This window comes from Fuscovulum ytuae, from assembly GCF_029953595.1.
In the GTDB taxonomy this organism is placed as follows: Bacteria; Pseudomonadota; Alphaproteobacteria; order Rhodobacterales; family Rhodobacteraceae; genus Paragemmobacter; species Paragemmobacter ytuae.
In genome coordinates, this window is sequence record NZ_CP124535.1 from 2617329 (window position 1) to 2640935 (window position 23607).

Genomic DNA, 23607 nt, shown 5'->3' on the forward strand with positions numbered 1-23607 from the left:
CGCGGCCCTTAGATTTGTCTGAGGCTGATGTCGTCTTCGATGATGATCCGCGCGCCCGAGGTGCCGAGGGTGTAGATATCGAAGGCGTTGCCGTTGATCATGCGGTTGTCTTCGACCTTGACGGCGTTCACCAAGGAGATTTCGTCGTCGCTATCACCTTTGATGAGCAGCGTATTGTCCGGCCCGGTGACCGAGAGAAGCTGCTGCTCGGTGATCGTCAAGCGGGCATCGGGGACGCGGGTCAGGTCGATCGCGGCAAGATCGACGCCTTGCAGCCCTTCGCGGCCCAGATCGACGGTGGTGGTGGCGGAGTTCGTGTCGTTGATGAAGAGGGTGTTGGCCGTGTTTCCTGCCGCATCGGCGGTATTGATGACGAGATAACTGCCATCCGGCACGGTCTGGTTGTTGAGGAATTGAAACCGTTCCTCGTTCATGAAGGAGTCATAGGTTTCGCGGGCGGCAAGCGGGGTGGCGGGCCCGGTCGGATCGATCCGCTGGAACGTGTAGAGATCGGTCGACGGGGCGGTGGTCAGGGCGCGCAGGCCGGTTCCCACATCTTCGGCTGCGATGACGTCGGGCGTGGACGGGGCGATGGTGTCGACGGCAAAGGTCTTTTCGAACGGGCCGCTTGTGTTGCCTGCCGTATCTACGGCGGTGACGGAAATCGGGATGCCCGTGCGTTCGCCGGTGGGAATTTGGTTGGAGGTGAAGTTGACGGACCAATCGCCATCGGCATTGGCGGTGGCAGTGTGGATGTGGTTGCCCAAGGTGACGTTGATGGTGGAACCGACCTCTGCCTTGCCTTCGACCCTAAGGCCTGCGGCATGTTCGCGGGCGTTCAGGATGTTGTCGGTGCCGGTGCCAAGGCGGATGTCCGCCGCGTTGAAATTGGCGACCACGGTGTCGATGGCGACGGTCTGTTGCGCCTGCGCGGTGTTGCCAAGGGTATCGCGGGCGGTGGCGGTGATGGTGGCGCTGGCATTCGCGCCTTCGGGCAGGTCGGCGCCGGGGATGCGGTAGGACCATGTGCCGTTGGTCGTCTGGCTGCCCGGAATTTCATGTGTCTTGCCATTGCCCCATGCGAGGGTGACGCTGGCACCGGGTTCCACGCTGCCGGTGACGAGAAGGCCTTGGCCCCGTTCGACGGCATTCAGGACCGAGGCGTCGCGGGGGCCATCGTTGACGCTGCCCCTCAGATCGGGGGCGTCGAAGGTGAAGTTGCCGACTTGGGTATCGACGGCAAAGCTGCGGGTTTCGGTGGCGCTGCGGTTGCCCGCCGCATCGACGGAATAGGCCGAGAGGGTGGCCTGCGACCCGTGGGCAAGACCATTAAGGTTGGCGCTGGTGAAGGTGTGTGTCCATGCGCCAGTGTCCGACACCGGGACGGGGCCGTAATTGGTGCCGTTGAGCGAGAGGAAGACCTGCGCACCCGCCTCGCCCGTGCCACCGACGGTGAAGCCTGCACGCTGTTCCGGGCCGGACAGGATGCGGTCTGCGCCCACGGGTTCGGGCGTGAGCGTCATGGCGGTTTCAAGGTCGATGCGAATGGGGCGGGTGGCGGTGGCGCTGTTGCCTGCCGCATCCCATGCGGTGACGGTAAGGGTGCTGTTTTGCGAAGCGGTGGCGGTGCCTGCCGGGAAGCGGATGGACCATGTGCCATCCCCGTTCAGCGTGGCGGGGACAGGTTGGCCGAGCCATTGCACCTCGACCCGCGTGGCATCGCGGGGGGCGGTGCCGGTGAGGGTGAGGGCGCCTTGGGAGTCCGTCAGGTTCACCACATTGTCGATGGCGAAGGGGGCGGGATCAAGGGCGACCGACATCTGGGTGTCGATGTTGATGCTGCGGGTGACGGTGGTGGGGTTGTCGGCGGCGTCGCGGGTGGTGACGGTGACCTGCCGGGAATAGGTGCCATCGGGGAAGCTGTTGGCGGGCAGTTCATGCGACCAGACGCCATTGGCGTTGGCGGTGCGCGTCACGGTGCCGGGGATACCTTCGATCGTCACGGTGACGGAGGTATTGGGCGTGGCCGTGCCGGTGAGGACGATCGGTTGCAGGCTTTCGGCGCGGTTGACCACGTTGTCGCCTGCGACGCCATTCAGGGCGAGCGGCGGGGGGATCGTGTCCAGCACCACGCTTTCCGTGATGGTACGGGTGTTGCCAAGCGGATCGGCGGCAGTGACGGTGACGGTTTGGCTGCGTTCGCCGCCGGGAATTTCCTGTGGGGTGAAGGTGATTTCCCATGTGCCATTCGCGGCAACCGTGGCGGGACGGGTGATCGCACCCGGCGCCCCCGGAATGCCCAGCGTGACATTGACCGTGGCACCCGGTTCGGTGGTGCCCTTCAGGGTGACGCCATCAGCATATTCGGCCAGGTTTTCGACATCGCCGTTGGACTGGAACCCTGTGGTGGCGCGCAGATCGGGCGGCGTGAGGTCGATGATATAGCCGGGGCCGCTGAGGGTGGCGTTGCTGCCATTGCCCGTGAAGCTGGCGGTGGCGGTGTGGGTGCCATCGGCGGGCAGCGTGGGGCCGGAGAAGCCCGCCGTCCATGTGCCATTGCCGTTGACGGTGGTGGTCTGCTGCTGGTTCCCGATGGTGACGGTGACCGTATCGCCGGGAACGCCCGTTCCCGTCACTGTTATGGCCGGATTAGAGGTATTTGAGGTGATGGTCGTGCTGCTGCCGACGCCATCGACACCGCGGGTGTAGGTGGGTGTGGTGGTGCCGCCCCCGCCTGTTCCCCCCGTGCCGCCCCCCGTGCCGCCCCCTGTACCGCCGCCATCGCCCCCACCGCCAAGAAGGGTGGAGGCCGCGACAACACCGCCGCCCACAAGGGCGGCGGTACCAAGGCCCGCGCCGCCCGCGCCAAGAAGGCCCGGGATAAAGATGCCCATTCCGGCGGGATCATCTTGACCCGTGCCGGCAAGGGCAACGATCGGGTCCTGATCGTAGAAGACAAGGCCGTCAAGCGGGCTCCACTTGCCGCCGATATCGGCGGGGATGAAGCTGGCGGAAAGGAAACCATCGCCTGCATCCGTCAGTGCGACTTCGGTGATCGTTCCATCGGTCGAGAGGTAAAGGCGGTTGGGAACGATGGCATCGGCGTGGAACCAATCGGCCAGTGTGATGACACGGCCATCGGCGAGTTCGATCACCAGATCGGCCCCGTCGCGGGTATAGCCGATCACGCTGGATTGACCGAGGTTCAGGGACAGGCTGTCGCCCGCGGCTGTCTGGATGAAGGTGCTTTGGTCGGGGCCTGCAACCTGACCGTATTGGGTTCCGCCCGCAGAACTGCGGACGGCGAAATCGATCGCCGAACTCATGACACTACTCCGCCTCAACCGCCGGAAAAATGTGCCGGCGCACCGCTCTCGAATGGCCCTTTTGGCGGGCCTTGCAAAAATGCATAGCCGCAAATGGCCCCGGATTCCAGCCCTTTTCTGACAATATGCTGCGGTAGCGGGTCAGATGGGGGCCGGATGTGGCGGTTTGGAATCAGCGCAAGCGCTGGCCTGCCGCGTCGAAATGGAAGGCGCGGGTGCCGTCGGGGGTGATGTGGACGGGTTCATTCACGGCGTAGTCATGTTCGCCAAACAGCCGCACGGTCAAAAGGCCATGCGGTTCAGCGTGGACATAGACAAGGGTTTCGCCGCCCAGCTTTTCCACATGGCTGACAGTGCCGGGAAGGCTGCCTGTATCGCGGGAGAGGGTCAGATGTTCGGGGCGGATGCCCGTGGTTTCGCCGCGTTCGCCAAGGGCTGCGGATTTGAGGAAGTTCATCTGCGGGCTGCCGATGAAACCCGCGACGAAGGTGTTGGCGGGGTTGTTGTAAAGTTCCATCGGCGATCCGGTCTGTTCCACCACCCCGGCGCGGAGGACGACGATCTTATCGGCGAGCGTCATCGCCTCTACCTGATCATGGGTCACATAGATCATCGTGGCACCCAATTCGCGGTGCAGGCGGGCGATTTCGATGCGGGTGGCCACGCGAAGGGCGGCGTCGAGGTTCGACAGCGGTTCATCGAAAAGGAAAAGCTTGGGCGTGCGGACGATGGCGCGGCCGATGGCGACACGCTGGCGCTGGCCGCCGGAAAGTTCGGCGGGGCGGCGGTCGAGATAAGGGTCGAGGGCCAGCATGGATGCGGCGCGGGCGGTGGCCTTGTCGATGGCGGCTTTGGATTCGCCCGCCTGTTTGAGCGCAAGACTCATGTTATCCCGCACGGTGAGGTGGGGGTAGAGGGCGTAGGTCTGGAAGACCATCGCGATTTCCCGTTTGGCAGGCGCCTCATCCGTGATGTCGCGGGCATCAAGGGTGACGGTGCCTGAGGTCACATCCTCAAGCCCCGCGATCATCCGCAGGAGGGTGGATTTTCCGCAGCCGGAGGGGCCGACGAAGACGCAGAATTCGCCTTCTTCGACATGCAGGTCAACGCCCTTGATCACCTCGGTCTTGCCGAAGGATTTGGTGACTTTGGACAGCGTCAGCGCACCCATGGCGTTTCCTTACAGTTTGACGGGCTGGCCGGACCGGACGCTTTCGTCGGCGGCAAGACAGATGGCGAGGGATTGGACCGCGTCTTCCATATGGCGGGTCAGGTCGATGTCCTCGTGGATGGCGCGGGCCATATAGGCCTGTTCGCGTTCGCAGAGGTCTTGATGGCCGGGCTCATCGGCCATGGAGAGGTCCTCATCCGGCTGGTCCACGCGGTGGACGCGGATGGTTGAGGTCTTGGTGTGGGTGTCGTGGTCATCCGACCGCGCGCTTTCGGGCATGCGGATGGAAACGGCGCCATTCGGGCTGACCACATCCTTCACGAAAAAGGCGGTGTCAGACATCATGGGGCCCCAGCCTGCCTCATACCAGCCGACGGAGCCATCGGCGAAGAGAACTTGGAAATGGCCATAATTATACATGTCGGGCGCGATTTCGTTCGACAGGCGCAGGCCCATCCCCCGCACCTCGACCGGTTTGGCATCGGTGATCTGGCACATGACATCGACGTAATGAACGCCGCAATCGACAATGGGGGATGTGGTCTGCATGAGGGTCTTGTGAACCTCCCATGTCGGACCCGAGGATTGCTGGTTGAGGTTCAGGCGAAAGACATAAGGCCCGCCCAAAGCGCGCGCTTCTGCAATGAGGCGCATCCATGACGGATGGTGGCGCAGGATATAGCCGATAACAAGCTTACGATTGTTCGCCTTGGCGCAATCGACCACGCGGCGGGCATCTGAAACCGTGGTGGCCAGCGGCTTTTCGACAAAGACATGCGCGCCCTGTTCCATCGCCATGCAGGCGTAATCAGCATGGCTGTCGGAATAGGTGGAGATGTTGACGAGATCAGGTTTTAGCCTTGTTAGAGCCTGTTTGTAGTCCGGTTCGATGCTGTAGGCGGCCAGTGTCGGGTCGAGCTTTGGTTCGCTGCGGTTCACTAGACCGACCAGATCAAAGGCCGGGTTGCGGTGATAGGCCAGCGCATGGCTGCGGCCCATGGTGCCGAGACCGGCGACGAGCGTGCGGATGGGGGTCATTTGACGGCTCCGGCTGTGATGCCGCGGATAAGCTGGCGCGAGAAGATCAGATACAGCACCAGCACCGGGACGATGGCGAGGGAGAGGGCAGCAAGGACGGCGTTCCAATTGGTGACGAACTGGCCGATGAAGACCTGTGACCCTAGGGTGATGGTCTTGGTCTCCTCAGATGGCGCAAGGATCAGAGGGAACCAAAGGTCATTCCAGATCGGGATCATGGTGAAGACGGCGACGGTCGCCATGGCAGGCCGGACAAGCGGCAGGACGAGGGTAAAGAAGATGCGGTATTCCGACAGGCCGTCGATCCGCCCCGCATTCTTTAGGTCATCGGAAACGGAGCGCATGAATTCCGACAGGATGAAGACGGCCAGCGGCAGGCCTTGGGCGGTGTAGACAAGGATGAGGGCGGTTAAAGTATTCACTAAACCAGCCGAAACCATCATCTCAAGGATCGCCACCGTGCCAAGGCGAATGGGGATCATGATGCCCAGCGCGAGGTAGAGGCCCATCAGTAGATTGCCGCGGAACCGGTATTCCGACAGGGCAAAGGCCGCCATCGCCCCGAAGAGCAGGACGAAAAACAGGCTGGCGACCGTGACGGTCATCGAGTTGAGAAAATATTGGAAGAAGTCCCCCTGCTGCAGCACCGTGGTGTAACCGACAAGGTCCCAGTTCCCCGGCATCGGCGGCATCAAGGGTTCGGCAAAGATGGCGCGGCGGGATTTGAAGCTGTTGATGACAATGACGAAGACGGGGAAGAGGGCGATGAGGGTGTAGGTCAGCAGGATCGCATGAGCGGCGATGTTGCGTCCGGTGTGGCTGCGGGTTCTGGACATGGCGGCCCCCTTAGAACTGATAGCGGCGCAGCCGCGTCTGGATGCCGAAAAGGTAGATGCAGACACCCAAGAGGATGATGCCGAACATGGCCGTGGCGATGGCCGATCCCATATAGGGATCGCCAAGTTGCAACTGGAAACCAAAGAAGGTGCGGTAGAGGAAAGTGCCCAGGATATCCGTGCTGAAATCCGGCCCTGCCAGCGCACCTTGGGCCACATAGATCAGGTCGAAGGCGTTGAAATTGCCCACGAAGGTGAGGATGGAAATGATCCCGATCGACGGCAGGATGAGCGGCAGCTTGATCTTCCAGAACTGCGCCCAGCCGGTGAGGCCGTCCATTTCCGCCGCCTCGATCACGTCGTCGGGGATGGACAGGAGGGCGGCGTAGATCAGCATCATGGGGATGCCCACGAATTGCCAGACGGAGATCAGGGCAAGGGTGGTCAGGGCGTATTCCTCGCGCCCCAGCCATGGAGCGAAGAGGAATTTCAGGCCCACAGCATCGAGCATGCCGGGCGCGATGCCCCAAATGGGCGACAGGATCAGTTTCCAGACAAAACCCACTATGACAAAGGACAGGATCGTGGGGATAAAGATTGCGGTGCGGTAGAAGGCCGCCATCCGCAGGCGCGGCGATGAGAGGAGTGCCGCCAACAGGATGCCGATGGGGTTCTGGACCAGCATGTGAATGACGAAGAACCAGCAATTGTTCCAGAGTGCGTTCCAGAAGGCACCAGACCAGCGCGGATCCCCGAAAAGCGTCACGAAATTGGCCAAACCGACGAAAATACGGCTCTGACCTTCCGCGTTGTAAAGGGACAGGTTCAGCGTCCCGAAAAGCGGGATGATCATGATCGCGGTATAGACCAGCACGGCGGGTGCAAGGAATACGCCGATATGCCAGCGGAAAGGCTTCCGTCGCGCCATGACGCCCTCATTTTCTGAATGAAAATATCCTTGGGGGGTCCGGGGGGCGGAAAGCCCCCCGGTCCTTTAGGTTCAGACCGCGCTTACTGCTGCGGTGCGTACCAGCTTGCCAGACCGTCCTGCAGACGCTTGCCCGCATCTGCCGGGGCTTCGCTGCCGCGGATCACGTTGGCCGAGGCATTCCAGGTTTCGTTTTCCAGGTTCGGCGTACCGCGCGACAGGATCTGATAGGTGGACCGGATCGTCGATTGGCACTTGCCGCGCCAGGACACGAATTCCTGCGCCAGCGGATCCTGCATTTCCACCGGGGTGGAGTTCAGGCTGAAGAAGCCCGGTAGGGCATTGGCATAAAGCGCCGCGAATTCCGGGCTGCCGACCCATTCAAGGAAGGTCTTGGCCGCCTCGGCATTGGGCGACTTGGCGTTCATGCCGATGGCAATATCGGTGTGGTCCGAGATATAGCAAGTGTCACCCGCCGCGGCGACCGGGGGCGGGAAGGCACCCATGGCAAAGCCTGCCTGCGCGTTGAAGCCCGAGATTTCCCAGCTCCCTGCCGGATAGATGGCGGCACGGCCAAGGGTAAAGAGGTTCTGGCTGTCAGGGTAGGTTTGCGCCTCGAACCCGTCGCCCAGATAATCCTTCCAGCGGGCGAGTTCTTCGAACGGGGCGACCCATTGCGCATCGGTCAGCTTCTGTTCGCCCGCGATCAGGGCGAGGCGGCCTTCTTCGCCTTTCCAGTAGTTCGGGCCGATATTGTTATAGCCCATGGTCGCGGCTTCCCACTGGTCGTTGGTGCCCATCGCCATCGGGATATAGGTGCCGTCAGCCTTGATCGTGTCGAGCGCGGCGAAGAATTCGTCACGGGTGGTAGGGACGGCGATGCCAAGGGCATCAAAGGCGTCCTTGTTGTAGATGAAACCGTGGATGACCGAGGCCATGGGCACGCAGAAGGTCGCCGCGCCGTCATCCGTCTGCCATGCCGATTTCGCAACGGGCGAGAAATTCGCCATCGAGGCAAGCCCAGAGAGATCGGCCAGATGGCCCTGATTATACAGTTCCAGCGAAGCGTCGAAGGGACGGCAGGTGATCAGATCACCGGCGCTGCCTGCCGCAAGTTTAGAGTTGAGCGCAGCGTTGTATTCGGCGGGCGCGGTGGGGGCGAAGACGACTTTGATGCCGGGATTCTGCGCCTCAAACGCCGGGATGATGCTGTTTTGCCAGATGGTCAGGTCATCGTTGCGCCAGCTTTCGATCGTCAGCGTCACGTCCTGCGCCGAGGCTGCACCGCCGAGAAGCGTGCTGGCGAGGAGGGCGAAGCGGAAGGTCTTTGTCATTGAATATCTCCCTATTGGTGGCCTTATGCGTTCAAAGCGGCGAGGGCCGGGCCGAGTGCCCCGTCGCTGTCCCTTAGCAATGCCTCGGCCTGTTCGGGCGAGGACCCGGCCGCCATTAGAACAGCCGGTTTCACGGCGCCGCCCGTCTGGGACAGCGCGTGTTTCGCAGTTTCCATGTCACGCCCAGAAAGGCCCGCCACGATGCGGGCAGCGCGTTCGATGAGCTTGGCGTTATCGGCGACGACATTGACCATATAGCCGTCATGGACATGGCCAAGCAGGATGCCCAGACGGACCGACAGCATATTGAGCGCGACCTTCTGCGCCGTGGCAGCACCCATGCGGGTGGAGCCATTCACAACCTCGGGCCCTGTGTCGAGAAGGATGGAAATGTGGCTCTGTTCAAGCAGTTTTGACCCGGCAACATTGGCAATACCCACGACGGTTAAGCCGTGGGCGCGAGCAAGATTGACGAGTGCAAGTGTGTAGGGCGTGCTGCCAGACGCCGAAAGACAAAGGATTGTGTCGCCCTGTGCAAGGCCCGCGCGGTGGAAATCGGCCTCGGCCAATGCAGGGTCATCTTCGACGCCGCCTGTCATATGAAGGAGGGCCGCTGTGCCGCCTGCGAAGAGGATCGGGGTGCTGGCGGGCGAGATCCCGAAGGTTCCGGCCAGTTCCAACGCATCGGCCAGCGCCATAAGACCCGAGGACCCTGCCCCTGCATAGGCCAGCTTGCCGCCGGCGCGCAGGCTGCCCGCCGCAGCGGTGGCCGCAAGGTCAATCATCGGGATGGCAGGGCGCACCGCGGCCAGCGCGGCAAGCTGTGCATCCAGCAGATGCGACAGGGCGGTCGGCCCCGGAAGGGCATGCAGCCCTGCCGAATGGGGATGACGTGCCTCTGTCGGGCGTTCGGCCATGTGATTCCCTTCCTGTTTCCCTGACAATGCCAAAATAATACCAATTGTAAAGCCTCTTGTCGTTTTGCAGGTGCAGCATGGGTTTTACGCCGCTTTTCGCAAAGGTTCTTTCCATTTGGTATTGTTTTGGTATCTTTGCGCCAGAGAGGATTCGTCATGCAGCTTTTCTTGGGCATCGATGGGGGCGGAACGGGATGCCGCGCGGCGGTGGCGGATGTTGCGGGCCATGTGCTGGGCCGGGGCGCGGCGGGGCCTGCCAATATTGCGTCGGACCCGGATAAGGCGGCGGAAAACATCCTTGCGGCCGCAGGAGAGGCTTTGGCAGCGGCTGGGGGCGGCGCGGTGGCGGCGGCAGGTCTGGGATTGGCTGGGGCCAATGCGGCAGGTGCGACGGAACGGCTGCGCGAGGCCCTGCCTTGGCCGCGCGTCGCCGTTGTGACCGATGGAATCACGGCGGTGAAGGGGGCCTTGGGGCCCGATGACGGCGTCGTGGTCGCGCTGGGCACCGGATCGGTCTTTGCGGTGCAGCGGGCGGGCATGATCCGCCAGATCGGCGGGCGCGGCTTGGTTCTGGGGGATGAGGCGAGCGGGGCTTGGATCGGGCGCACGGTGCTGGCGCGTGCCCTGCGGGCTGTGGATGGATTTTCCGATATGACGCCCCTCTTGGCCGGCCTGTTGGACGAAATGGGCGGACCGGATGGCATTGTGGCCTTTTCCCTGCGCGCGCGGCCTGCGGATTTCGCCACATTGGCGCCAAGGGTGGTGACGAGCGGTGATCCCGCAGCCGTTGCGGTGATGATGCAGGCCGAGGCGGATGTGGCCGAGGCGGTGGCGTTGTTGCGGGCGAGTGATGACCTGCCTGTGGTCTTTTTGGGCGGGTTAGGGACTGCTTTTGCCAAGAGAATGGCAGAGCGGTTCGCGATTTGCGCGGCGCGGGGAACCGCGTTGGACGGGGCGTTGTTGCTGGCGCGCGAGGCGGCGTGATGGAGGGGATCTTTTCGCCGGAGGGGTTCGAAGAGATCGGCGGCGGGCCGCTTTATCTGCAATTGCAACGACGGATTGGCGAGGCCATTGCGGCAGGTCGGTTGCGGCCCGGTGACAGCCTGCCACCGGAGCGGGACATGGCGACGATGACGGGATTGAGCCGGGTGACCGTGCGCAAGGCCGTGGAGGGTTTGGTCGCGGCGGGCCAATTGGTGCAAAAGCGGGGATCGGGGACCTTTGTCGCGGCGCGGGTGGAGCGGTTGGAACAGGCGCTGAGCCTGCTGACAAGCTTTACCGAAGACATGGCGCGGCGGGGCAAGAGCGTGGAGTCCGTCTGGCTGGCGCGGGGGTTGCATGCACCCGCGCCGGAAGAGGTGATGGCGCTTGGCCTTGGGGCGGGGGATCGCGTGGCGCGGCTGGAACGCGTACGGCGGTCGGATGGGGTGCCATTGGCGATTGAGCGGGCCTCGCTTTCGGCGGGGGTTCTGCCAGAGCCCGAGGCGGTTGAGGCATCGCTTTATGCGGTGCTGGAGGCCCGAGGGATGCGGCCGGTGCGGGCAGTGCAGCGGATTTCGGCGGCCAATCTGGGTGCGCGGGATGCAGAGTTGTTGGACGTGCCAGCCGGGGCGGCGGGGTTGCGGATCGAACGGATCGGCTATTTGCCGGACGGGCGGGTGGTTGAATTCACACGGTCGCTTTATCGCGGCGATGCCTATGACTTCGCGGTGGAACTTAAACTTTCGCCTGAAGCGGAAAGGATTGGACGATGAGCAGCCACATGGCGCGTGAGGTGCGCGAGATTCCGCAGGTTTCGAGACGTTTTTTATTGGAATCGCGGGATGCTTTGACCGCGGCAGCGGCAGCGATGCGGAGGGTTGATCCGGGGCTGATCGTGACGGTGGCGCGTGGGTCTTCGGACCATGCAGCGACCTATCTGAAATATGCGGTGGAATTGCTGGCGGGGGTGCCGGTGGCATCCGTCGGGCCATCGGTGGCATCGGTTTATGGGCGGCCCTTGCGGTTGGAAGGTGCGGCCTGCGTGGGAATTTCGCAGTCGGGGCGCAGTCCGGATATCGTGGAAATGATGCGAGCGGCGGGCGCGGGCGGTGCGCTGACCGTGGCGATCACCAATTTTGACGATAGCCCCATGGCGCAGGCGTCGGCGCATTGCCTGCCGCTTCGGGCGGGGGTGGAGCAATCGGTGGCGGCGACGAAAACCTTTGTCACCTCGTGTCTGGCGGGATTGGCGCTGCTCGCGGAGTGGCGGCAGGATGGGCCACTTTTGGCAGCAATAGAGACGATTCCAGAGGCATTTGAGGCGGCGTTGGCCTTGGATTGGTCGCCGCTGGCGGCGCGGATGTCGCGGGCGCAATCGGGGTTTGTGCTGGGGCGCGGGCCTGCTTTTGCAATTGCCAATGAATCGGCGCTGAAATTGAAGGAAACCTGTGGGTTGCATGCCGAGGCTTATTCGGCGGCTGAAGTTCTGCATGGGCCAGCAGCGATCGTGCAGGCGCAGTTCCCGGTGCTGGCGCTGGCGGTGGAGGATGCCGCGCAGGCGGGGGTGGTGCAGACAGCAGAGCGTCTGGCGGCGCAGGGGGCGGATGTCTTTGTGACAGGCGCGGCGGCAAAGGGATGCGTGACGCTGCCATCGGTGGCGGGGCTGCATCCTTTGGTGGCACCATTGGTGCTGGCCGTTGGGTTCTATGGCTTTGTAGAGGCCTTGGCACGGCGCCGTGGGTTTGATCCAGATACGCCGCCCTATTTGCGCAAGGTGACGGAGACGGTGTGATGGGGCGGGTTTCCTTCACCGGGGCGCAGGTTTTTGACGGGGCGCAGTTCCGTGAGGGAGCGCTGGTGGTTGAGGACGGCCGGGTGATCGGCATTGGCGCGCCGGATGGGCAGGTCGTCGATCTGCAAGGAGGGGTTCTGGCCCCCGGATTTCTGGACCTTCAGGTGAATGGGTCGGGCGGTGTGGCCATTGATAACTCCACTGATTTGGCGTTGTTAGAGACAGTTTGTGATGTTCAGGCGCGGTTGGGGGCAACGGGGTGCCTGCCCACGCTGATCACCGATACTTTCGATGCCACGGCGCGGGTGGTGCAGGCGGGGATTGCGGCGACCAAGGCGCAGGTGCCGGGGTTTCTGGGCCTGCATCTGGAGGGGCCGCATCTCGACCCGCGCCGGAAAGGGGCGCATGACGCGGGACTGATCCGGCCGATGGCGGGGCGGGACCTTGACCTGATCCTGGAGGCCGCGTCGGAATTGCCTGCGTTGATGGTCACGGTGGCACCTGAGTCCGTGAGCCTTGAACAGATCAGGGCGATGGCGGCGGCAGGTGTTGTGGTTTCGCTGGGCCATACGGATTGCAGCGCCGAAGTGGCGCGGGCAGCGATGGCGGCGGGGGCGCGATGTGCCACGCATCTGTTCAATGCGATGAGCCAGTTGGGAAACCGCGAACCGGGGATGGTGGGGGCGGTGCTGGGATCGGGCGGATTTGCCGGGCTGATCGCAGATGGGGTGCATGTTGACCCTCTGACCCTGCGGGTGGCGCTGGCGGCGAAGCGCGAGGGGATTTTCCTTGTATCCGACTGTATGGCACTGGCAGGGACGGATCGGAGCGAGTTCTTTCTTGGTGGCAGGCGGATTCTGCGGAAACAGGGTCGATTGACGCTGGAGGACGGGACCTTGGCGGGGGCCGATCTGACGCTGCCGCGGGCGGTGCGGGTTCTGGTGGAAGAGGTGGGTATTTCGGCGGAGCGGGCGCTTGCAATGGCCTCTTCCCTTCCCGCGGCGGTGATTGGGCGGGGCGATCTGGGGCATCTGCGCCCCGGCGCGCGGGCCGATCTGGTGTATCTGGGGGCAGATTGGGGTCTGCGGGGCGTGTGGCGGGGCGGGGTCAGCCTGTGAAACCGTGCCGCGCGTGAAAGCGCGCGAGTTCGCGGGGGCTGGGCGCGGCGTCGGTGAAGAGTTCGACATATGAGGGGATTCGCGCCATGCGAGTGGCCAGCGATTCCGTGACCTGCATGGAGATATAGCCGATCTGGGTGAGGTAGACGGCGCGGGCGCGGGTGTCCGCCTCAACCCCCGTGACGCCCCAGCGATGGTAGAGCGCAGTGAGGGCGGCGATGCGGGTGTCGTCTTCGGCATGAAGGCGCGCCGTAATTGTGGCGTCTTGCAACGCCCAAGCGCGGACGGCGTGTTCGAGGCGGCTGTCAAAGGCGGTATCGATCAGGAAGCAGGAGATGACGTTGAGCATCGCTTCGGCCCGGCTTTCGGCATATTCGGCGCAGGCGGCGGTAAGGCTTGTGGTGGTGCGGGTGACCCAAGCGTCGCCCAGCGCTGCAAGCAACGTGTCGCGGTCGGTGAAGTGCCAGTAGAAGCTGGTGCGCGCGATCTTTAGGCGTTTGGCGAGGGGCTGGATGCGAACGGCGTCAATGCCTCCTTCGACGAGCAATGTGAGGGCGGCATCGAGCCAAACCTCGCGCGAGCCGCGCCAGCCGGTTTCTTGGGGAAGATCGTCGATCATGGGGAAAGGGTAGCGGGGCGGGGGTGGCGTCGCAAGGAAATGTTCAGGGATGGATGCAAACTTGACAGTAGTGAACATTTTGCAGGATGGTCGCCGGAACGACAAGCTTGGAGATGCCTGATATGTCGAACGATCCGCTGTTGCAGCCCTATCGTCTGAAGCATCTGACCCTGCGCAACCGGATCATGACGACGAGCCATGAGCCCGCCTATGGCGAGGATGGCATGCCGAAGGATCGCTATCGGCTGTATCATCTGGAGCGCGCCAAGGCGGGCGTGGCGATGGTGATGACGGCGGGGTCCGCGAGCGTAAGCCGCGACAGCCCGCCTGTGTTCAACAACCTGCTGGTCTGGAAGGACGAGGTGGTGCCGTGGCTCCGACGGATGGCGGATGACTGCCACGAGGCGGGCGCGGCGGTGATGATTCAGGTCAGCCATCTGGGCCGCAGGACGCGATGGGACAAGGGCGACTGGTTGCCCGTAGTGGCACCGAACAAGTCGCGCGAACCGTCTCACCGGGCTTTTCCCAAGGTGATGGAGGATTGGGACATCGCGCGGATCGTCACCGATTACGCGGATGCGGCGGAACGGATCAAGGCAGGCGGACTCGATGGGATGGAGTTCGAGTGCTACGGGCATCTGATGGACCAGTTCATCAGCCCGCTGACGGCGGCGGAGGCGGGGCCATATGCCGGGCCGCTGGAGAACCGGATGCGGTTTGCAATGGACGTGCTGAAGGCGTGTCGGGCGCGGGTGGGGGATGATTTCCTACTGGGTGTGCGGTTCGTGGCGGATGAAGATGAACCGGGGGGGATACCGCCCGAAGAAGGGATCGAGATCGCGCAGCGGTTCAAGGATTCCGGGCTGGTGGATTTCCTGAACATCATCCGGGGGCGGATTCATACGGATGCGGCGCTGACGGATGTGATTCCTGTGCAGGGGATGCGGTCGGCCCCGCATCTGGATTTCGCGGGGCGGGTGCGGGCCGAGGTGGGGATGCCGACATTCCATGCCGCGCGCATCCCTGACGTTGCGACGGCGCGTCATGCGGTGGCGACAGGCCAGTTGGACATGGTCGGGATGACGCGGGCGCATATGGCCGACCCGCATATCGTGCGGAAGGTGGCTGAGGGGCGGGAGGATGACATCCGGCCCTGCGTGGGGGCAACCTATTGCCTTGACCGCATCTATCAGGGCGGCATGGCGCTGTGCATCCACAACCCGGCGACGGGCAGGGAAGAGATGATGCCGCATGTGGTGACCCCAGCGGCAGAGCGGAAGCGGGTGGTCGTCATCGGCGCGGGGCCGAGCGGTTTGGAGGCCGCGCGGGTGGCGGCGGAGCGGGGCCATGCGGTGACGGTGTTCGAAGCGGCGGCGCAGCCCGGTGGGCAGGTGCGGCTGCTGGCGCAACAGAAGCGCCGGGCCGAGATGATCGGGATAATCGATTGGCGCATGGCGCAATGCGCGGCGCGGGATGTGGAGTTCCGGTTCAACACATGGGCCGAGGCGGGGGATGTGCTGGCACAGTCACCGGATGTGGTGATCGTGGCGACGGGGGGTCTGCCGGAGACGGCGGTTCTGGAACGCGGGAACGATCTGGTGGTGAGCGCGTGGGATATCCTGTCGGGCGATGCGAAGCCGGGGGCGAATGTGCTGTTGTATGATGATGCGGGCGACCATACGGCGATGCAGGCAGCGCAGATGCTGGCCGAGGCGGGGGCGGTGGTGGAGGTGATGACGCCTGACCGGACCTTTGCGCCCGAGGTGATGGGAATGAACCTTGTTCCCTATATGCGGGCGATGCAGGACAAGGCGGTGACCTTTACCGTGACCTATCGCTTGCTGGCGGCGGAGCGGGAGGGAAACCGGCTGAAGGCGGTGATCGGATCGGATTACCGGCGCGACCTGCGGCAGGAGCGGGTGTTCGACCAGATCGTGGTGAACCATGGGACACAGCCCTTGGCGGATATCTATTTCGACCTGAAGCCGCTGTCGGAAAACCTTGGCGCGGTGGATTACGAGGCATTGGTGGCGGGGCGCCCGCAGGAGATGGGTGGGGGGCCGAAGGGGTTTCGCCTGTATCGGATCGGGGATGCGGTGGAAGCTCGCAACATCCACGCCGCGATCTATGATGCGCTGCGGTTGGTGAAGGATATCTGAGGGCCTAGCGGCGGGTCAGATAATCGGCGAGGGGGGCGTTCTGGCGCGCGGTGGCGGCGTGGAGCGCCTCCATCGGCATGGCGTCCTGTTTCACGAATTCGGTGAACATCTGATTCAAGTTGTTGAACACAAGCTGGCCAATCGCCACGGCATCCACATCGGCACGGGCATAGCCCAATGCCTGAAGCCTGCGGATCAGTTCGCAGACTTGCCGGGCGAGAGTGGCATCGAGTTCGGTATAGCGGATGGAGAAGGGGGTTCCCGGCGCCTCGATCGAGATGGCCATGGCGGTGCGCCACATCTCTTTTGACAGGTAGTGGAGCGAGTGGTCGTAATAGCCCCCGATCAGCGTGGCGAGAGCTTGCCCGATGTCGCGCGGCGGGTTGGCGACAACGGTCTTTCCAGCGGCGACGACCTCTTCCACCTCCATCGATACAATGGCGAGGAGGAGATCGCCCTTGTTGGCGAAGTAGTTGTAAAGTGTGCCGACAGACACCTCGGCCGCCTGCGCGATGTCTTCGATGCGGATCGCGCCATAGCCGGTTTCACGGAAAAGCCGCGTGGCGGCGGAAAGGATGCGGCTGGTTCTATCGGCCTTCTGTCTTTCGCGCAGTCCTGTCATGGCACCCGTTCACAAATCGCCTGCTTTTTAACATTGACTTCAAATTTGAACGAACTCAATTCTTTTCTGGATGCGCCCGGCAGAGGTGCGACGTGACCCCGACATGGAGATGAGAATGGCCCATAACGCGACCCTTCCGTTGACTGCCCTTGCCCTGCTGGCTGTGGCGAGCCCGTCTTTCGCGCAGGAAATTAATGCGCTGGTCTGGTGTGACCATACCGACCCGGCGCTGATCGCGCCGTTCGAGGAAAAGTTCGGCGTGACGGTGAACCTGAAGGAATATGAGGGCACGGCGGCGGGATTGCAGATCCTTGAACAGTCGCAGCCCGGCGAATGGGATGTTCTGGTCATCGACGCGGTGGATGTGAAGCGCGCGGTGGAGGGCGGGTTCCTTGCGGAACTGCCGGCGGATCAATTGCCGACGCAGGATTTCTTTCCCGAAGTGGTGATGGCCGAGAACAATATGGTGGACGGCAAGACCTACGCCGTGACCGAGAAGTTCGGCTACAACACCATTTCCTATGACAAGACCAAGGTGGACCCGGCCGACATGCAGGACATGGCGGCGCTGACTTCCGGCAAATATGACGGGCGGATCGGAATTTATGACTATTATCTGCCGGTGATCGGGCTGGTGGCGCTGGGTCAGGGGGTGAATACCGCCGATATCACGGCGGAAACTCTGCCCAGCCTGAAGGACCCGCTGATGGCGCTGCGCGCGGCATCAAAGCAGGTGGCGGATGTGGTGTCGGCGCAGACGGCGCTGGCCACGGGCGAGGTGGATATCGTTGTGGGCGGGGGTGAGTGGCTGACGGCGGTGCTGGCAGCGGATAACCCGAACCTTGACTGGACGATCCCGAAGCAGGGCGGTCTGCGCTGGGCGCAATCAATCGGGGTGGTGGCGGGTTCGACGCAGCCTGATCTGGCGCTGGAATTCGTGAAATACATCGTGTCGCCGGAGGGCCAGGCGCGGTTGGCAACATCGTCCTGCTATTGGGGGATGCCCGCCAACGCGAAGGCGGGGGATTCGCTGTCTTTGGAAAGCCGCGAAGTGCTGCGTTGGAGTGAGCAGCCGGAATTCCTGAAGCGGGCGCAGCTGTACCCGATCCCGGATGCGGCGCTGGATACGGCGATGCAGGACATGTGGACCGAAATGCTGAACCAGTGACGGCGTGACACTGGCCGTACAGGAGCGACGAATGGGTTGGGGCCTTGTGGCCCCTGCCCTGCTTTGGACCATCGCATTCTTTGTGCTGCCCTTTGCCATCATGGTGGCGCTGTCCTTCGCGCGGATGGAGGGGCGCGCGGTGGTGCATGGGTTGGACCCCGGCAACTACATCCGCATCTTCACCGATTGGACGATGCTGAAGGCTTTGCTGAACAGCCTTGAGATCACGGCGGTGGTGACGGTGGTTTCGGTGGTGCTGGCCTATCCTCTGGCTGCCATCATCGCCTTTCGGGTGCCTGCGCGGTGGCAGCGGTTGGCGCTGTTGATGGCGGTGTTGCCGTTCTGGACGTCTTATGTCGTGCGGTCTTATTCGTGGCTTTTGGTGCTGGGCCAGAACGGGGTGGTGAATAAGGCGCTGCTGGGGTTGGGGGTGATTGCCGAGCCCTTGGAGATTGCCGCGACGCGGACGGCAACGGTGATCGGGTTCGTGCATTTCTTCGTGATGCTGCTGACACTGACGATCTATGCCAATCTGATCCAGCTTTCGCCCAATTATGCGCGGGCGGCGGCGGACCTTGGGGCGGGACGATGGCAGACGTTCCGGCATGTGATCCTGCCCCTGACACTGCCGGGTGTGGTGACAGGGGCTTTCCTGACGTTTGTCCTCTGTATCGGGGATTACATCACGCCGCAGATATTGGGCGGGAATGCAGAATTGACGCTGCCGCAGTTGATCATGTTGCAGATGGGGCGGAGCGGGAATTTTCCGTTGGCATCCGCCCTTTCGGTGGTTCTGATGGCGGTGGTGACGCTGGCCTATTTCGCAAGTAGCCGATGGCTGCGGTTGGATCGGGTGTAGCGATGCGCGCGCTGTCATGGGCCTATCTGGCCGTTGCCTATGCTTTCGTCTTTCTGCCAGTGGTGGTTCTGGTGGCCTTCTCCTTTCAGGACGGGCGGCTGCCGGTGCCGCCCTTTCAGGGGTTCACTCTGCGCTGGTATGGGCGGGTACTGGGGGAGCGTGACCTGATGGAGGCGTTGGTAAACTCGGCGCTGGTGGCGGCAATATCGTCACTATTCGCGCTGATTTTGGGGTTTTTGGCGGCGCATGCCCTGGCCCGTGTGCGGCTGCCGGGATCGGTTCTGATGCGCGGCGTGCTGATCGCGCCGATGACGGTGAGCTATCTGATTATCGCGTTGGGGTTGCTCACGCTGTTCAATCAGGCGGGGGTGCGGCTGTCCTTGTGGACGGCGGGTGTGGGGCATGTGGTGATCAACCTGCCCCTCTGCTTTGCTATCACCTATGCGGCGATGGGGGATCATCAGAAGAACGCGGAACGGGCGGCGCGTGATCTGGGTGCGCCGGAGTGGAAGGTGCTGCTGCTGGTGTCGGCCCCGATGCTGGCGGCACCCTTGGCGGCGGCGTTTTTCCTGTCGGTCACGTTCAGTTGGGATGAGTTCATCATCGCCTTCCTGCTGACGCGGTTTGACGTGACGCTGCCGGTAGAGATTTGGTCGATGCTGCGGTCGGGGATTTCGCCTGCGACGAATGCGGTGGGGTCTTTGGTGTTTCTGGTTTCCGTGACGCTGGTGGTTCTGCTGGAGGTGTTCGTGTTTCGGAGGGCGAAATGACAGCGGGGGTGTCGATCCGCGGGGTGACGCAGCGCTATGGGACGGCGCTCGCGCTGGATGCGGTCGATCTGGAGATCGCGGCGGGAGAGTTCGTGGTGCTGTTGGGACCGTCGGGATGCGGCAAGACCACGCTGTTGAACATAATCGGCGGTTTTGCAGAGCCGACCGCGGGCGCCGTACTGATTGGCGGGCGGGATATGGCGGGGGTGGCGCCGAAGGATCGGCCCACGACTACGGTGTTTCAGGATTACGCCCTCTTTCCCCATATGACACTGGCCGAAAATGTGGGGTTCGGGCTGCGGATGCGCGGTGTTGCCAAGGCCGCGCGCGAGGCGAAGGCGGAGGAGATGCTGACGCTGGTGGGTCTTGAGGGGCGCGGGGGGCGGCGGCCGCATGAATTGAGCGGCGGTCAGCGGCAACGGGTGGCGCTGGCACGGGCCTTGGCGGTGGAGCCGGATGTGCTGTTGTTGGATGAGCCTTTGGGGGCGCTGGACCTTAAGCTGCGACGGGCGATGCAGGACGAGTTGAAGGCCATCCAGCGGCGGGTGGGGACGACCTTTGTGCATGTGACGCATGATCAGGAAGAGGCGATGGCGATTGCCGATCGGATCGTGGTGATGAATGGCGGGCGGATCGCCGATCAGGGACCGCCGAGGGATGTCTATCTGCGCCCAAAGAGCCTGTTTTCGGCGGGCTTCATGGGCGAGGTGAACAAGGTGCCTGTGAAGGGCGGCGAGGCGGCCTTTGGCCCGGTGGCGGTGCCGGATGGGGTGTTATGCATCCGGCCTGAGGCGATTTTGGAAGGAGGACGGCTGCGGCTGGGTCCGTGCCGGGTGGTGGAGACCGTGTTTTTTGGCACGCATCTGCGGGCGCATGTTGCCCCGGTGGCCGCGCCGGGCCTGCGGCTGGTGGTGCATCTACCCCAAGGGGCAGAGGTGGCCGTGGGGACGGAGCTGGATCTTGGGGCCGAGGATTTCGTGGTTCTGGAGGCATGATGGAACGGATGGGGCCTGCGGATTGGTGGCGCGTGCGGTCGGTGGGCGATGGCGTCACGTGGATCGACGAGCCGCATGTGCGGGAATTCTATCGCTGCAACGTCTGGCATGTGCGGGGGCGGGACCGGGACATGCTGGTGGATAGCGGGATGGGGGTGGTTTCCCTGCGTGAGTGGGTGCCCTTGGTGACGGAGCGGCCTTTGGAGGCAGTGGCGAGCCATACGCATTTCGACCATGTGGGATGCCATCACGAATTTCCCTGCCGATCCTGCCATGGGGCGGAGGCGCATCTTTTGCGCGCGCCCACGCGGGAGAATACCTTTGCCGACAAATATGTGACGGACGAGATTTTCACCGCGCTGCCGCCGGAGCCTTATGTTTCGGCCAGCTATGCGGTGAAGGCAGCGCCCGCGACTCGGCTGTTGTGGGATGGGGATGTGGTCGATCTGGGGGATCGGCAGTTCGAGGTGATCCATACGCCGGGGCATTCGCCGGGGGGGATCGCCTTGTGGGAAGCGGCGACGGGCGTGCTGTTTTCGGGCGATATCGTCTACGATGGCGAGTTGATTGAGGGAACGACGGCGCAGGAGCAGGCGCAGTATATTCGGTCGATGGAGCGACTGCTGGCCCTGCCCGTGCGGGTGGTGCATGGCGGGCATTTCCCAAGCTATTCGGGAGAAAAGCACCGGACGATCATCCGGGAGTGGCTGGAAGGAAAAGGCAGATGACAACGTTCAACCAACCGCTGGGCGGGAATGAGATGGCGCGTTTCGGGGGCCCTGCCACGATGATGCGACTGCCTGCGGCCACGTCGCCCGAAGGGCTGGACGTGGGTTTCATCGGCATACCGATGGACCACGGCACGTCGAACCGTTCCGGCACGCGGTTGGGGCCGCGGCAGATCAGGGACGAGAGCCGGATGCTGCGCCCCTATAACATGGCGACGGGGGCCGCGCCGTTTGACCATTTGCAGGTGGCCGATTTGGGCGACGTGCCGATCAACACCTTTGATCTGAAAAAGACGGTGGACATCATCACCGATTATTACCGCAGGGTTCTGGCGGCCGGGGTGACACCGCTGACACTTGGGGGCGACCATACGCTGACATGGCCGATCCTGCGGGCGATGAAAGAGAAATACGGTCCGGTCGCCTTGATCCATATCGATGCCCATGCCGATATAAACGAGCATATGTTCGGCGAGACAGTGGCGCATGGCTGCCCGTTCCGTCGGGCTTGGGAGGACGAGTGCCTGATCAATGATCGGGTGTTCCAGATCGGGCTGCGCGGCACAGGCTATGCGGCGGATGATTTCGACTGGGCGCGCGGGCAGGGTTGGACCGTGGTTCAGGCCGAGGAATGCTGGGGCAAGTCGCTGGTGCGCCTGATGGAGATCGTTCGGGAACGGATCGGCGAGATGCCCGTCTATATCAGCTATGACATCGACAGTCTGGATCCGGCCTTCGCGCCGGGGACGGGGACGGTGGAACCGGGCGGCCTTTCGACATGGCAGGCACTGGAGATCATCCGGGGCTGCGCGGGGCTGAACATCGTGGGGGGCGATCTGGTGGAAGTGTCGCCGCCCTATGATCCGTCGGGGAATACCGCGCTGATTGGCGCCAATCTGCTTTATGAGATGCTGTGCGTTCTGCCTGGCGTACCGCAGCGACCTTCACGGTTTTCCGGGCTGGCGTTCTGACGCCTATTTCCGCCAGTGCGGCATGGTCTTGATCGCGCCCCCCACATGGATGGGGCGCGGAACCCGGTAGGCATCGGGGAAATCCTTGCCGCGAAAGCCATAGATGCTGTCATGGGTGCAGAGGTCTTCGCGGATCAGGGGCCAGATTTGTTCCATCAGAAAGGCCTGATCGCCGAAGCGGTTGTTGAAGTGCTTTTTCGATTTGAGGATCAGGCCCTTCATATCAGGGATAACCCCGGCGACACCGCCCCACATTCCCGCGAGCATCAGTTCCATATGGTAGATGTGATCGCGCATGACGTGAAAGCGCTTGCCAGAGCGAATCCAATCTTCCACCGCAATCAGTTCCTGCGCGTTCAAGCGGCTGTCGGTGTCGCGGCAGATGAAACGGTCAACCGCGGGGTCGTCGGAGACGAGGAAACGCCACATGGGGCGGACGGCCTGAAGGGCTGGGTCGGTGACCATCACGACCTGTGCGCCTTCGTCGCGCAGGATTTGAAGCGCATCGGAGGGGACGCTGTCATCGCAGTAGAAGCGGCAGTTCCAGCCGTAATAGAGATTGGGGGCAAGGCGCGCGTTGACGATGGCGCCATGCACATAGACCGGATTATCGCCCCAGAGCGAGAAGGCGATGATGTTGTTGCGGCGCTTGGACGGATTGAAGGGCGGGTTGCGATCCGTGAGCGTGACGGTCGCGGCGGGGCTGCCCGGAAAGCGGGCGAGCGCCTCGCGATCCTTGGTTTCAAGGTTGATACGGCCTGCGGCGATGGCTTCAGCGTCGCGCCCGGCGCGGCTGAGGCTGACCACCAAGGTGTTGCGGGTTTCGTAATCGTCCTTGAGGGTGAGCGCCTTTTGCAGGATCGGCACGGCCTCTTCGAAGCGGCCTGCGTTTTTTAGGAAAACTCCGTGCAAGCTCCACCCGCTGAAGAAATCGGGGTGGGCGGCGTTGAGGTCGCGATAGGCGGCTTCGGCCTCGGGGAGCATTTGGCCCTCTTTGAGGGCGGTGGCGAGGTAGAAGAGCGGTTCGGGAAGTTCAGGCGCAAGGTCGGCGGCGCGGTGGAAGGCATCGGCGGCGGGACCGTAATCCTTGATCCGGCGCAAGGCGTGGCCGAGGTTCATGTGGACCTGCGCATCGCTGCTTCCTTGTTCGGCGGCGGTGCGGAGGGACGGAAGCGCCTCATCCCAGCGCCCTTTGCGAGCGAGTTCCAGAGCCGATTGACCAAGGAGTTCCGTGCTGCTGCGTGCCATAATCCGACCCTGTCATGCCCTTGGGGA

Annotated in this window: 21 protein-coding genes; 11 read left to right on the plus strand and 10 right to left on the minus strand. The window is 63.2% G+C overall.

Translation table 11 applies throughout. The features are described 5' to 3' along the window. Positions 1–8: 8 nt before the first annotated feature. The 7 genes from QF092_RS12635 to QF092_RS12665 form a co-directional block, all read right to left on the minus strand. On the minus strand, positions 9–3326 hold the full coding sequence (locus QF092_RS12635; protein ID WP_281464252.1) for an Ig-like domain-containing protein: 3318 nt from the start codon (positions 3324–3326) through the stop codon (positions 9–11). 172 nt (positions 3327–3498) lie between these two features. Next, positions 3499–4497: an ABC transporter ATP-binding protein gene (locus QF092_RS12640; protein WP_281464253.1), complete on the minus strand. Its 999-nt coding sequence runs from the start codon at positions 4495–4497 to the stop codon at positions 3499–3501. A gap of 9 nt (positions 4498–4506) precedes the next feature. Next, on the minus strand, positions 4507–5535 hold the full coding sequence (locus tag QF092_RS12645) for a Gfo/Idh/MocA family protein (RefSeq protein ID WP_281464254.1): 1029 nt from the start codon (positions 5533–5535) through the stop codon (positions 4507–4509). Next, complete coding sequence (locus tag QF092_RS12650) at positions 5532–6371, minus strand: carbohydrate ABC transporter permease (RefSeq protein ID WP_281464255.1); 840 nt, start codon at positions 6369–6371, stop codon at positions 5532–5534. Before QF092_RS12650 ends, QF092_RS12645 begins: the two co-directional genes overlap by 4 nt. 10 nt (positions 6372–6381) lie before the next feature. Next, on the minus strand, positions 6382–7299 hold the full coding sequence (locus tag QF092_RS12655; RefSeq protein WP_281464256.1) for a carbohydrate ABC transporter permease: 918 nt from the start codon (positions 7297–7299) through the stop codon (positions 6382–6384). Between the two features lie 83 nt (positions 7300–7382). Beyond that, the gene (locus tag QF092_RS12660; protein WP_281464257.1) at positions 7383–8633 is read right to left on the minus strand and encodes an ABC transporter substrate-binding protein; all 1251 of its coding nucleotides are present in this window, start codon (positions 8631–8633) and stop codon (positions 7383–7385) included. Between the two features lie 23 nt (positions 8634–8656). Continuing rightward, positions 8657–9550: an N-acetylmuramic acid 6-phosphate etherase gene (locus QF092_RS12665; RefSeq protein WP_281464258.1), complete on the minus strand. Its 894-nt coding sequence runs from the start codon at positions 9548–9550 to the stop codon at positions 8657–8659. Positions 9551–9706: 156 nt separating this feature from the next. Between QF092_RS12665 and QF092_RS12670 the strand changes: the two genes are divergently transcribed. Genes QF092_RS12670 through nagA form a run of 4 tightly spaced genes read left to right on the plus strand, consistent with a single transcriptional unit; the run spans position 9707 to position 13441 of the window. Beyond that, positions 9707–10534 (plus strand): glucosamine kinase nucleotide-binding domain-containing protein, encoded by an 828-nt coding sequence (locus QF092_RS12670; RefSeq protein ID WP_281464259.1) that lies wholly within the window; start codon positions 9707–9709, stop codon positions 10532–10534. Beyond that, a complete protein-coding gene (locus QF092_RS12675; RefSeq protein ID WP_281464260.1) occupies positions 10534–11304 on the plus strand; it encodes a GntR family transcriptional regulator in 771 nt (256 codons plus the stop codon). The genes QF092_RS12670 and QF092_RS12675 overlap by 1 nt, the downstream gene beginning before the upstream one ends. Beyond that, on the plus strand, positions 11301–12323 hold the full coding sequence (locus tag QF092_RS12680; RefSeq protein WP_281464261.1) for an SIS domain-containing protein: 1023 nt from the start codon (positions 11301–11303) through the stop codon (positions 12321–12323). The genes QF092_RS12675 and QF092_RS12680 overlap by 4 nt, the downstream gene beginning before the upstream one ends. After that, positions 12323–13441, plus strand: a complete 1119-nt coding sequence (gene nagA / locus QF092_RS12685) for an N-acetylglucosamine-6-phosphate deacetylase (protein ID WP_281464262.1) — start codon at positions 12323–12325, stop codon at positions 13439–13441. The genes QF092_RS12680 and nagA overlap by 1 nt, the downstream gene beginning before the upstream one ends. Here the strand turns inward: nagA and QF092_RS12690 are convergent. Further along, positions 13431–14057 (minus strand): TetR/AcrR family transcriptional regulator, encoded by a 627-nt coding sequence (locus QF092_RS12690; RefSeq protein ID WP_281469967.1) that lies wholly within the window; start codon positions 14055–14057, stop codon positions 13431–13433. The two genes, nagA and QF092_RS12690, sit on opposite strands and share 11 nt — an antisense overlap. Before the next feature lie 125 nt (positions 14058–14182). On the opposite strand from QF092_RS12690, the gene QF092_RS12695 reads away from it, so the two are divergent. Then, positions 14183–16219, plus strand: coding sequence for an oxidoreductase (locus QF092_RS12695; protein ID WP_281469969.1), 2037 nt, complete (start codon positions 14183–14185; stop codon positions 16217–16219). Positions 16220–16223: 4 nt separating this feature from the next. Here the strand turns inward: QF092_RS12695 and QF092_RS12700 are convergent, their stop codons facing one another. Further along, on the minus strand, positions 16224–16841 hold the full coding sequence (locus tag QF092_RS12700) for a TetR/AcrR family transcriptional regulator (protein ID WP_281464263.1): 618 nt from the start codon (positions 16839–16841) through the stop codon (positions 16224–16226). A 115-nt stretch (positions 16842–16956) separates the two neighbouring features. Here QF092_RS12700 and QF092_RS12705 point away from each other — a divergent pair, with 115 nt between their 5' ends. From QF092_RS12705 to speB, 6 genes are read left to right on the plus strand one after another with little or no spacing between them, the layout of a single operon-like run. Then, a complete protein-coding gene (locus QF092_RS12705) occupies positions 16957–18009 on the plus strand; it encodes an extracellular solute-binding protein (RefSeq protein ID WP_281464264.1) in 1053 nt (350 codons plus the stop codon). A gap of 31 nt (positions 18010–18040) precedes the next feature. Beyond that, on the plus strand, positions 18041–18868 hold the full coding sequence (locus QF092_RS12710) for an ABC transporter permease (protein ID WP_281464265.1): 828 nt from the start codon (positions 18041–18043) through the stop codon (positions 18866–18868). Then, entirely contained in the window at positions 18844–19638 is a 795-nt protein-coding gene (locus QF092_RS12715; protein WP_281464266.1) for an ABC transporter permease, read from the plus strand. Before QF092_RS12710 ends, QF092_RS12715 begins: the two co-directional genes overlap by 25 nt. Continuing rightward, complete coding sequence (locus QF092_RS19995; RefSeq protein WP_420026459.1) at positions 19635–20633, plus strand: ABC transporter ATP-binding protein; 999 nt, start codon at positions 19635–19637, stop codon at positions 20631–20633. The genes QF092_RS12715 and QF092_RS19995 overlap by 4 nt, the downstream gene beginning before the upstream one ends. After that, entirely contained in the window at positions 20630–21361 is a 732-nt protein-coding gene (locus tag QF092_RS12725) for an MBL fold metallo-hydrolase (RefSeq protein WP_281464267.1), read from the plus strand. Before QF092_RS19995 ends, QF092_RS12725 begins: the two co-directional genes overlap by 4 nt. Beyond that, positions 21358–22332 (plus strand): agmatinase, encoded by a 975-nt coding sequence (gene speB, locus QF092_RS12730; protein ID WP_281464268.1) that lies wholly within the window; start codon positions 21358–21360, stop codon positions 22330–22332. Before QF092_RS12725 ends, speB begins: the two co-directional genes overlap by 4 nt. A 3-nt stretch (positions 22333–22335) precedes the next feature. Here speB and QF092_RS12735 read toward each other — a convergent pair whose 3' ends face one another. Further along, a complete protein-coding gene (locus tag QF092_RS12735) occupies positions 22336–23580 on the minus strand; it encodes a tetratricopeptide repeat protein (protein WP_281464269.1) in 1245 nt (414 codons plus the stop codon). Positions 23581–23607: the final 27 nt, after the last annotated feature.

Coding starts and splice junctions, on each gene's coding strand:
- QF092_RS12635 (WP_281464252.1), bottom strand. CDS start 3,326: ATGAGTTCGGCGATCGATTTCGCCGTCCGCAGTTCTGCGGGCGGAACC.
- QF092_RS12640 (WP_281464253.1), bottom strand. CDS start 4,497: ATGGGTGCGCTGACGCTGTCCAAAGTCACCAAATCCTTCGGCAAGACC.
- QF092_RS12645 (WP_281464254.1), bottom strand. CDS start 5,535: ATGACCCCCATCCGCACGCTCGTCGCCGGTCTCGGCACCATGGGCCGC.
- QF092_RS12650 (WP_281464255.1), bottom strand. CDS start 6,371: ATGTCCAGAACCCGCAGCCACACCGGACGCAACATCGCCGCTCATGCG.
- QF092_RS12655 (WP_281464256.1), bottom strand. CDS start 7,299: ATGGCGCGACGGAAGCCTTTCCGCTGGCATATCGGCGTATTCCTTGCA.
- QF092_RS12660 (WP_281464257.1), bottom strand. CDS start 8,633: ATGACAAAGACCTTCCGCTTCGCCCTCCTCGCCAGCACGCTTCTCGGC.
- QF092_RS12665 (WP_281464258.1), bottom strand. CDS start 9,550: ATGGCCGAACGCCCGACAGAGGCACGTCATCCCCATTCGGCAGGGCTG.
- QF092_RS12670 (WP_281464259.1), top strand. CDS start 9,707: ATGCAGCTTTTCTTGGGCATCGATGGGGGCGGAACGGGATGCCGCGCG.
- QF092_RS12675 (WP_281464260.1), top strand. CDS start 10,534: ATGGAGGGGATCTTTTCGCCGGAGGGGTTCGAAGAGATCGGCGGCGGG.
- QF092_RS12680 (WP_281464261.1), top strand. CDS start 11,301: ATGAGCAGCCACATGGCGCGTGAGGTGCGCGAGATTCCGCAGGTTTCG.
- nagA (WP_281464262.1), top strand. CDS start 12,323: ATGGGGCGGGTTTCCTTCACCGGGGCGCAGGTTTTTGACGGGGCGCAG.
- QF092_RS12695 (WP_281469969.1), top strand. CDS start 14,183: ATGTCGAACGATCCGCTGTTGCAGCCCTATCGTCTGAAGCATCTGACC.
- QF092_RS12700 (WP_281464263.1), bottom strand. CDS start 16,841: ATGACAGGACTGCGCGAAAGACAGAAGGCCGATAGAACCAGCCGCATC.
- QF092_RS12705 (WP_281464264.1), top strand. CDS start 16,957: ATGGCCCATAACGCGACCCTTCCGTTGACTGCCCTTGCCCTGCTGGCT.
- QF092_RS12710 (WP_281464265.1), top strand. CDS start 18,041: ATGGGTTGGGGCCTTGTGGCCCCTGCCCTGCTTTGGACCATCGCATTC.
- QF092_RS12715 (WP_281464266.1), top strand. CDS start 18,844: ATGGCTGCGGTTGGATCGGGTGTAGCGATGCGCGCGCTGTCATGGGCC.
- QF092_RS19995 (WP_420026459.1), top strand. CDS start 19,635: ATGACAGCGGGGGTGTCGATCCGCGGGGTGACGCAGCGCTATGGGACG.
- QF092_RS12725 (WP_281464267.1), top strand. CDS start 20,630: ATGATGGAACGGATGGGGCCTGCGGATTGGTGGCGCGTGCGGTCGGTG.
- speB (WP_281464268.1), top strand. CDS start 21,358: ATGACAACGTTCAACCAACCGCTGGGCGGGAATGAGATGGCGCGTTTC.
- QF092_RS12735 (WP_281464269.1), bottom strand. CDS start 23,580: ATGGCACGCAGCAGCACGGAACTCCTTGGTCAATCGGCTCTGGAACTC.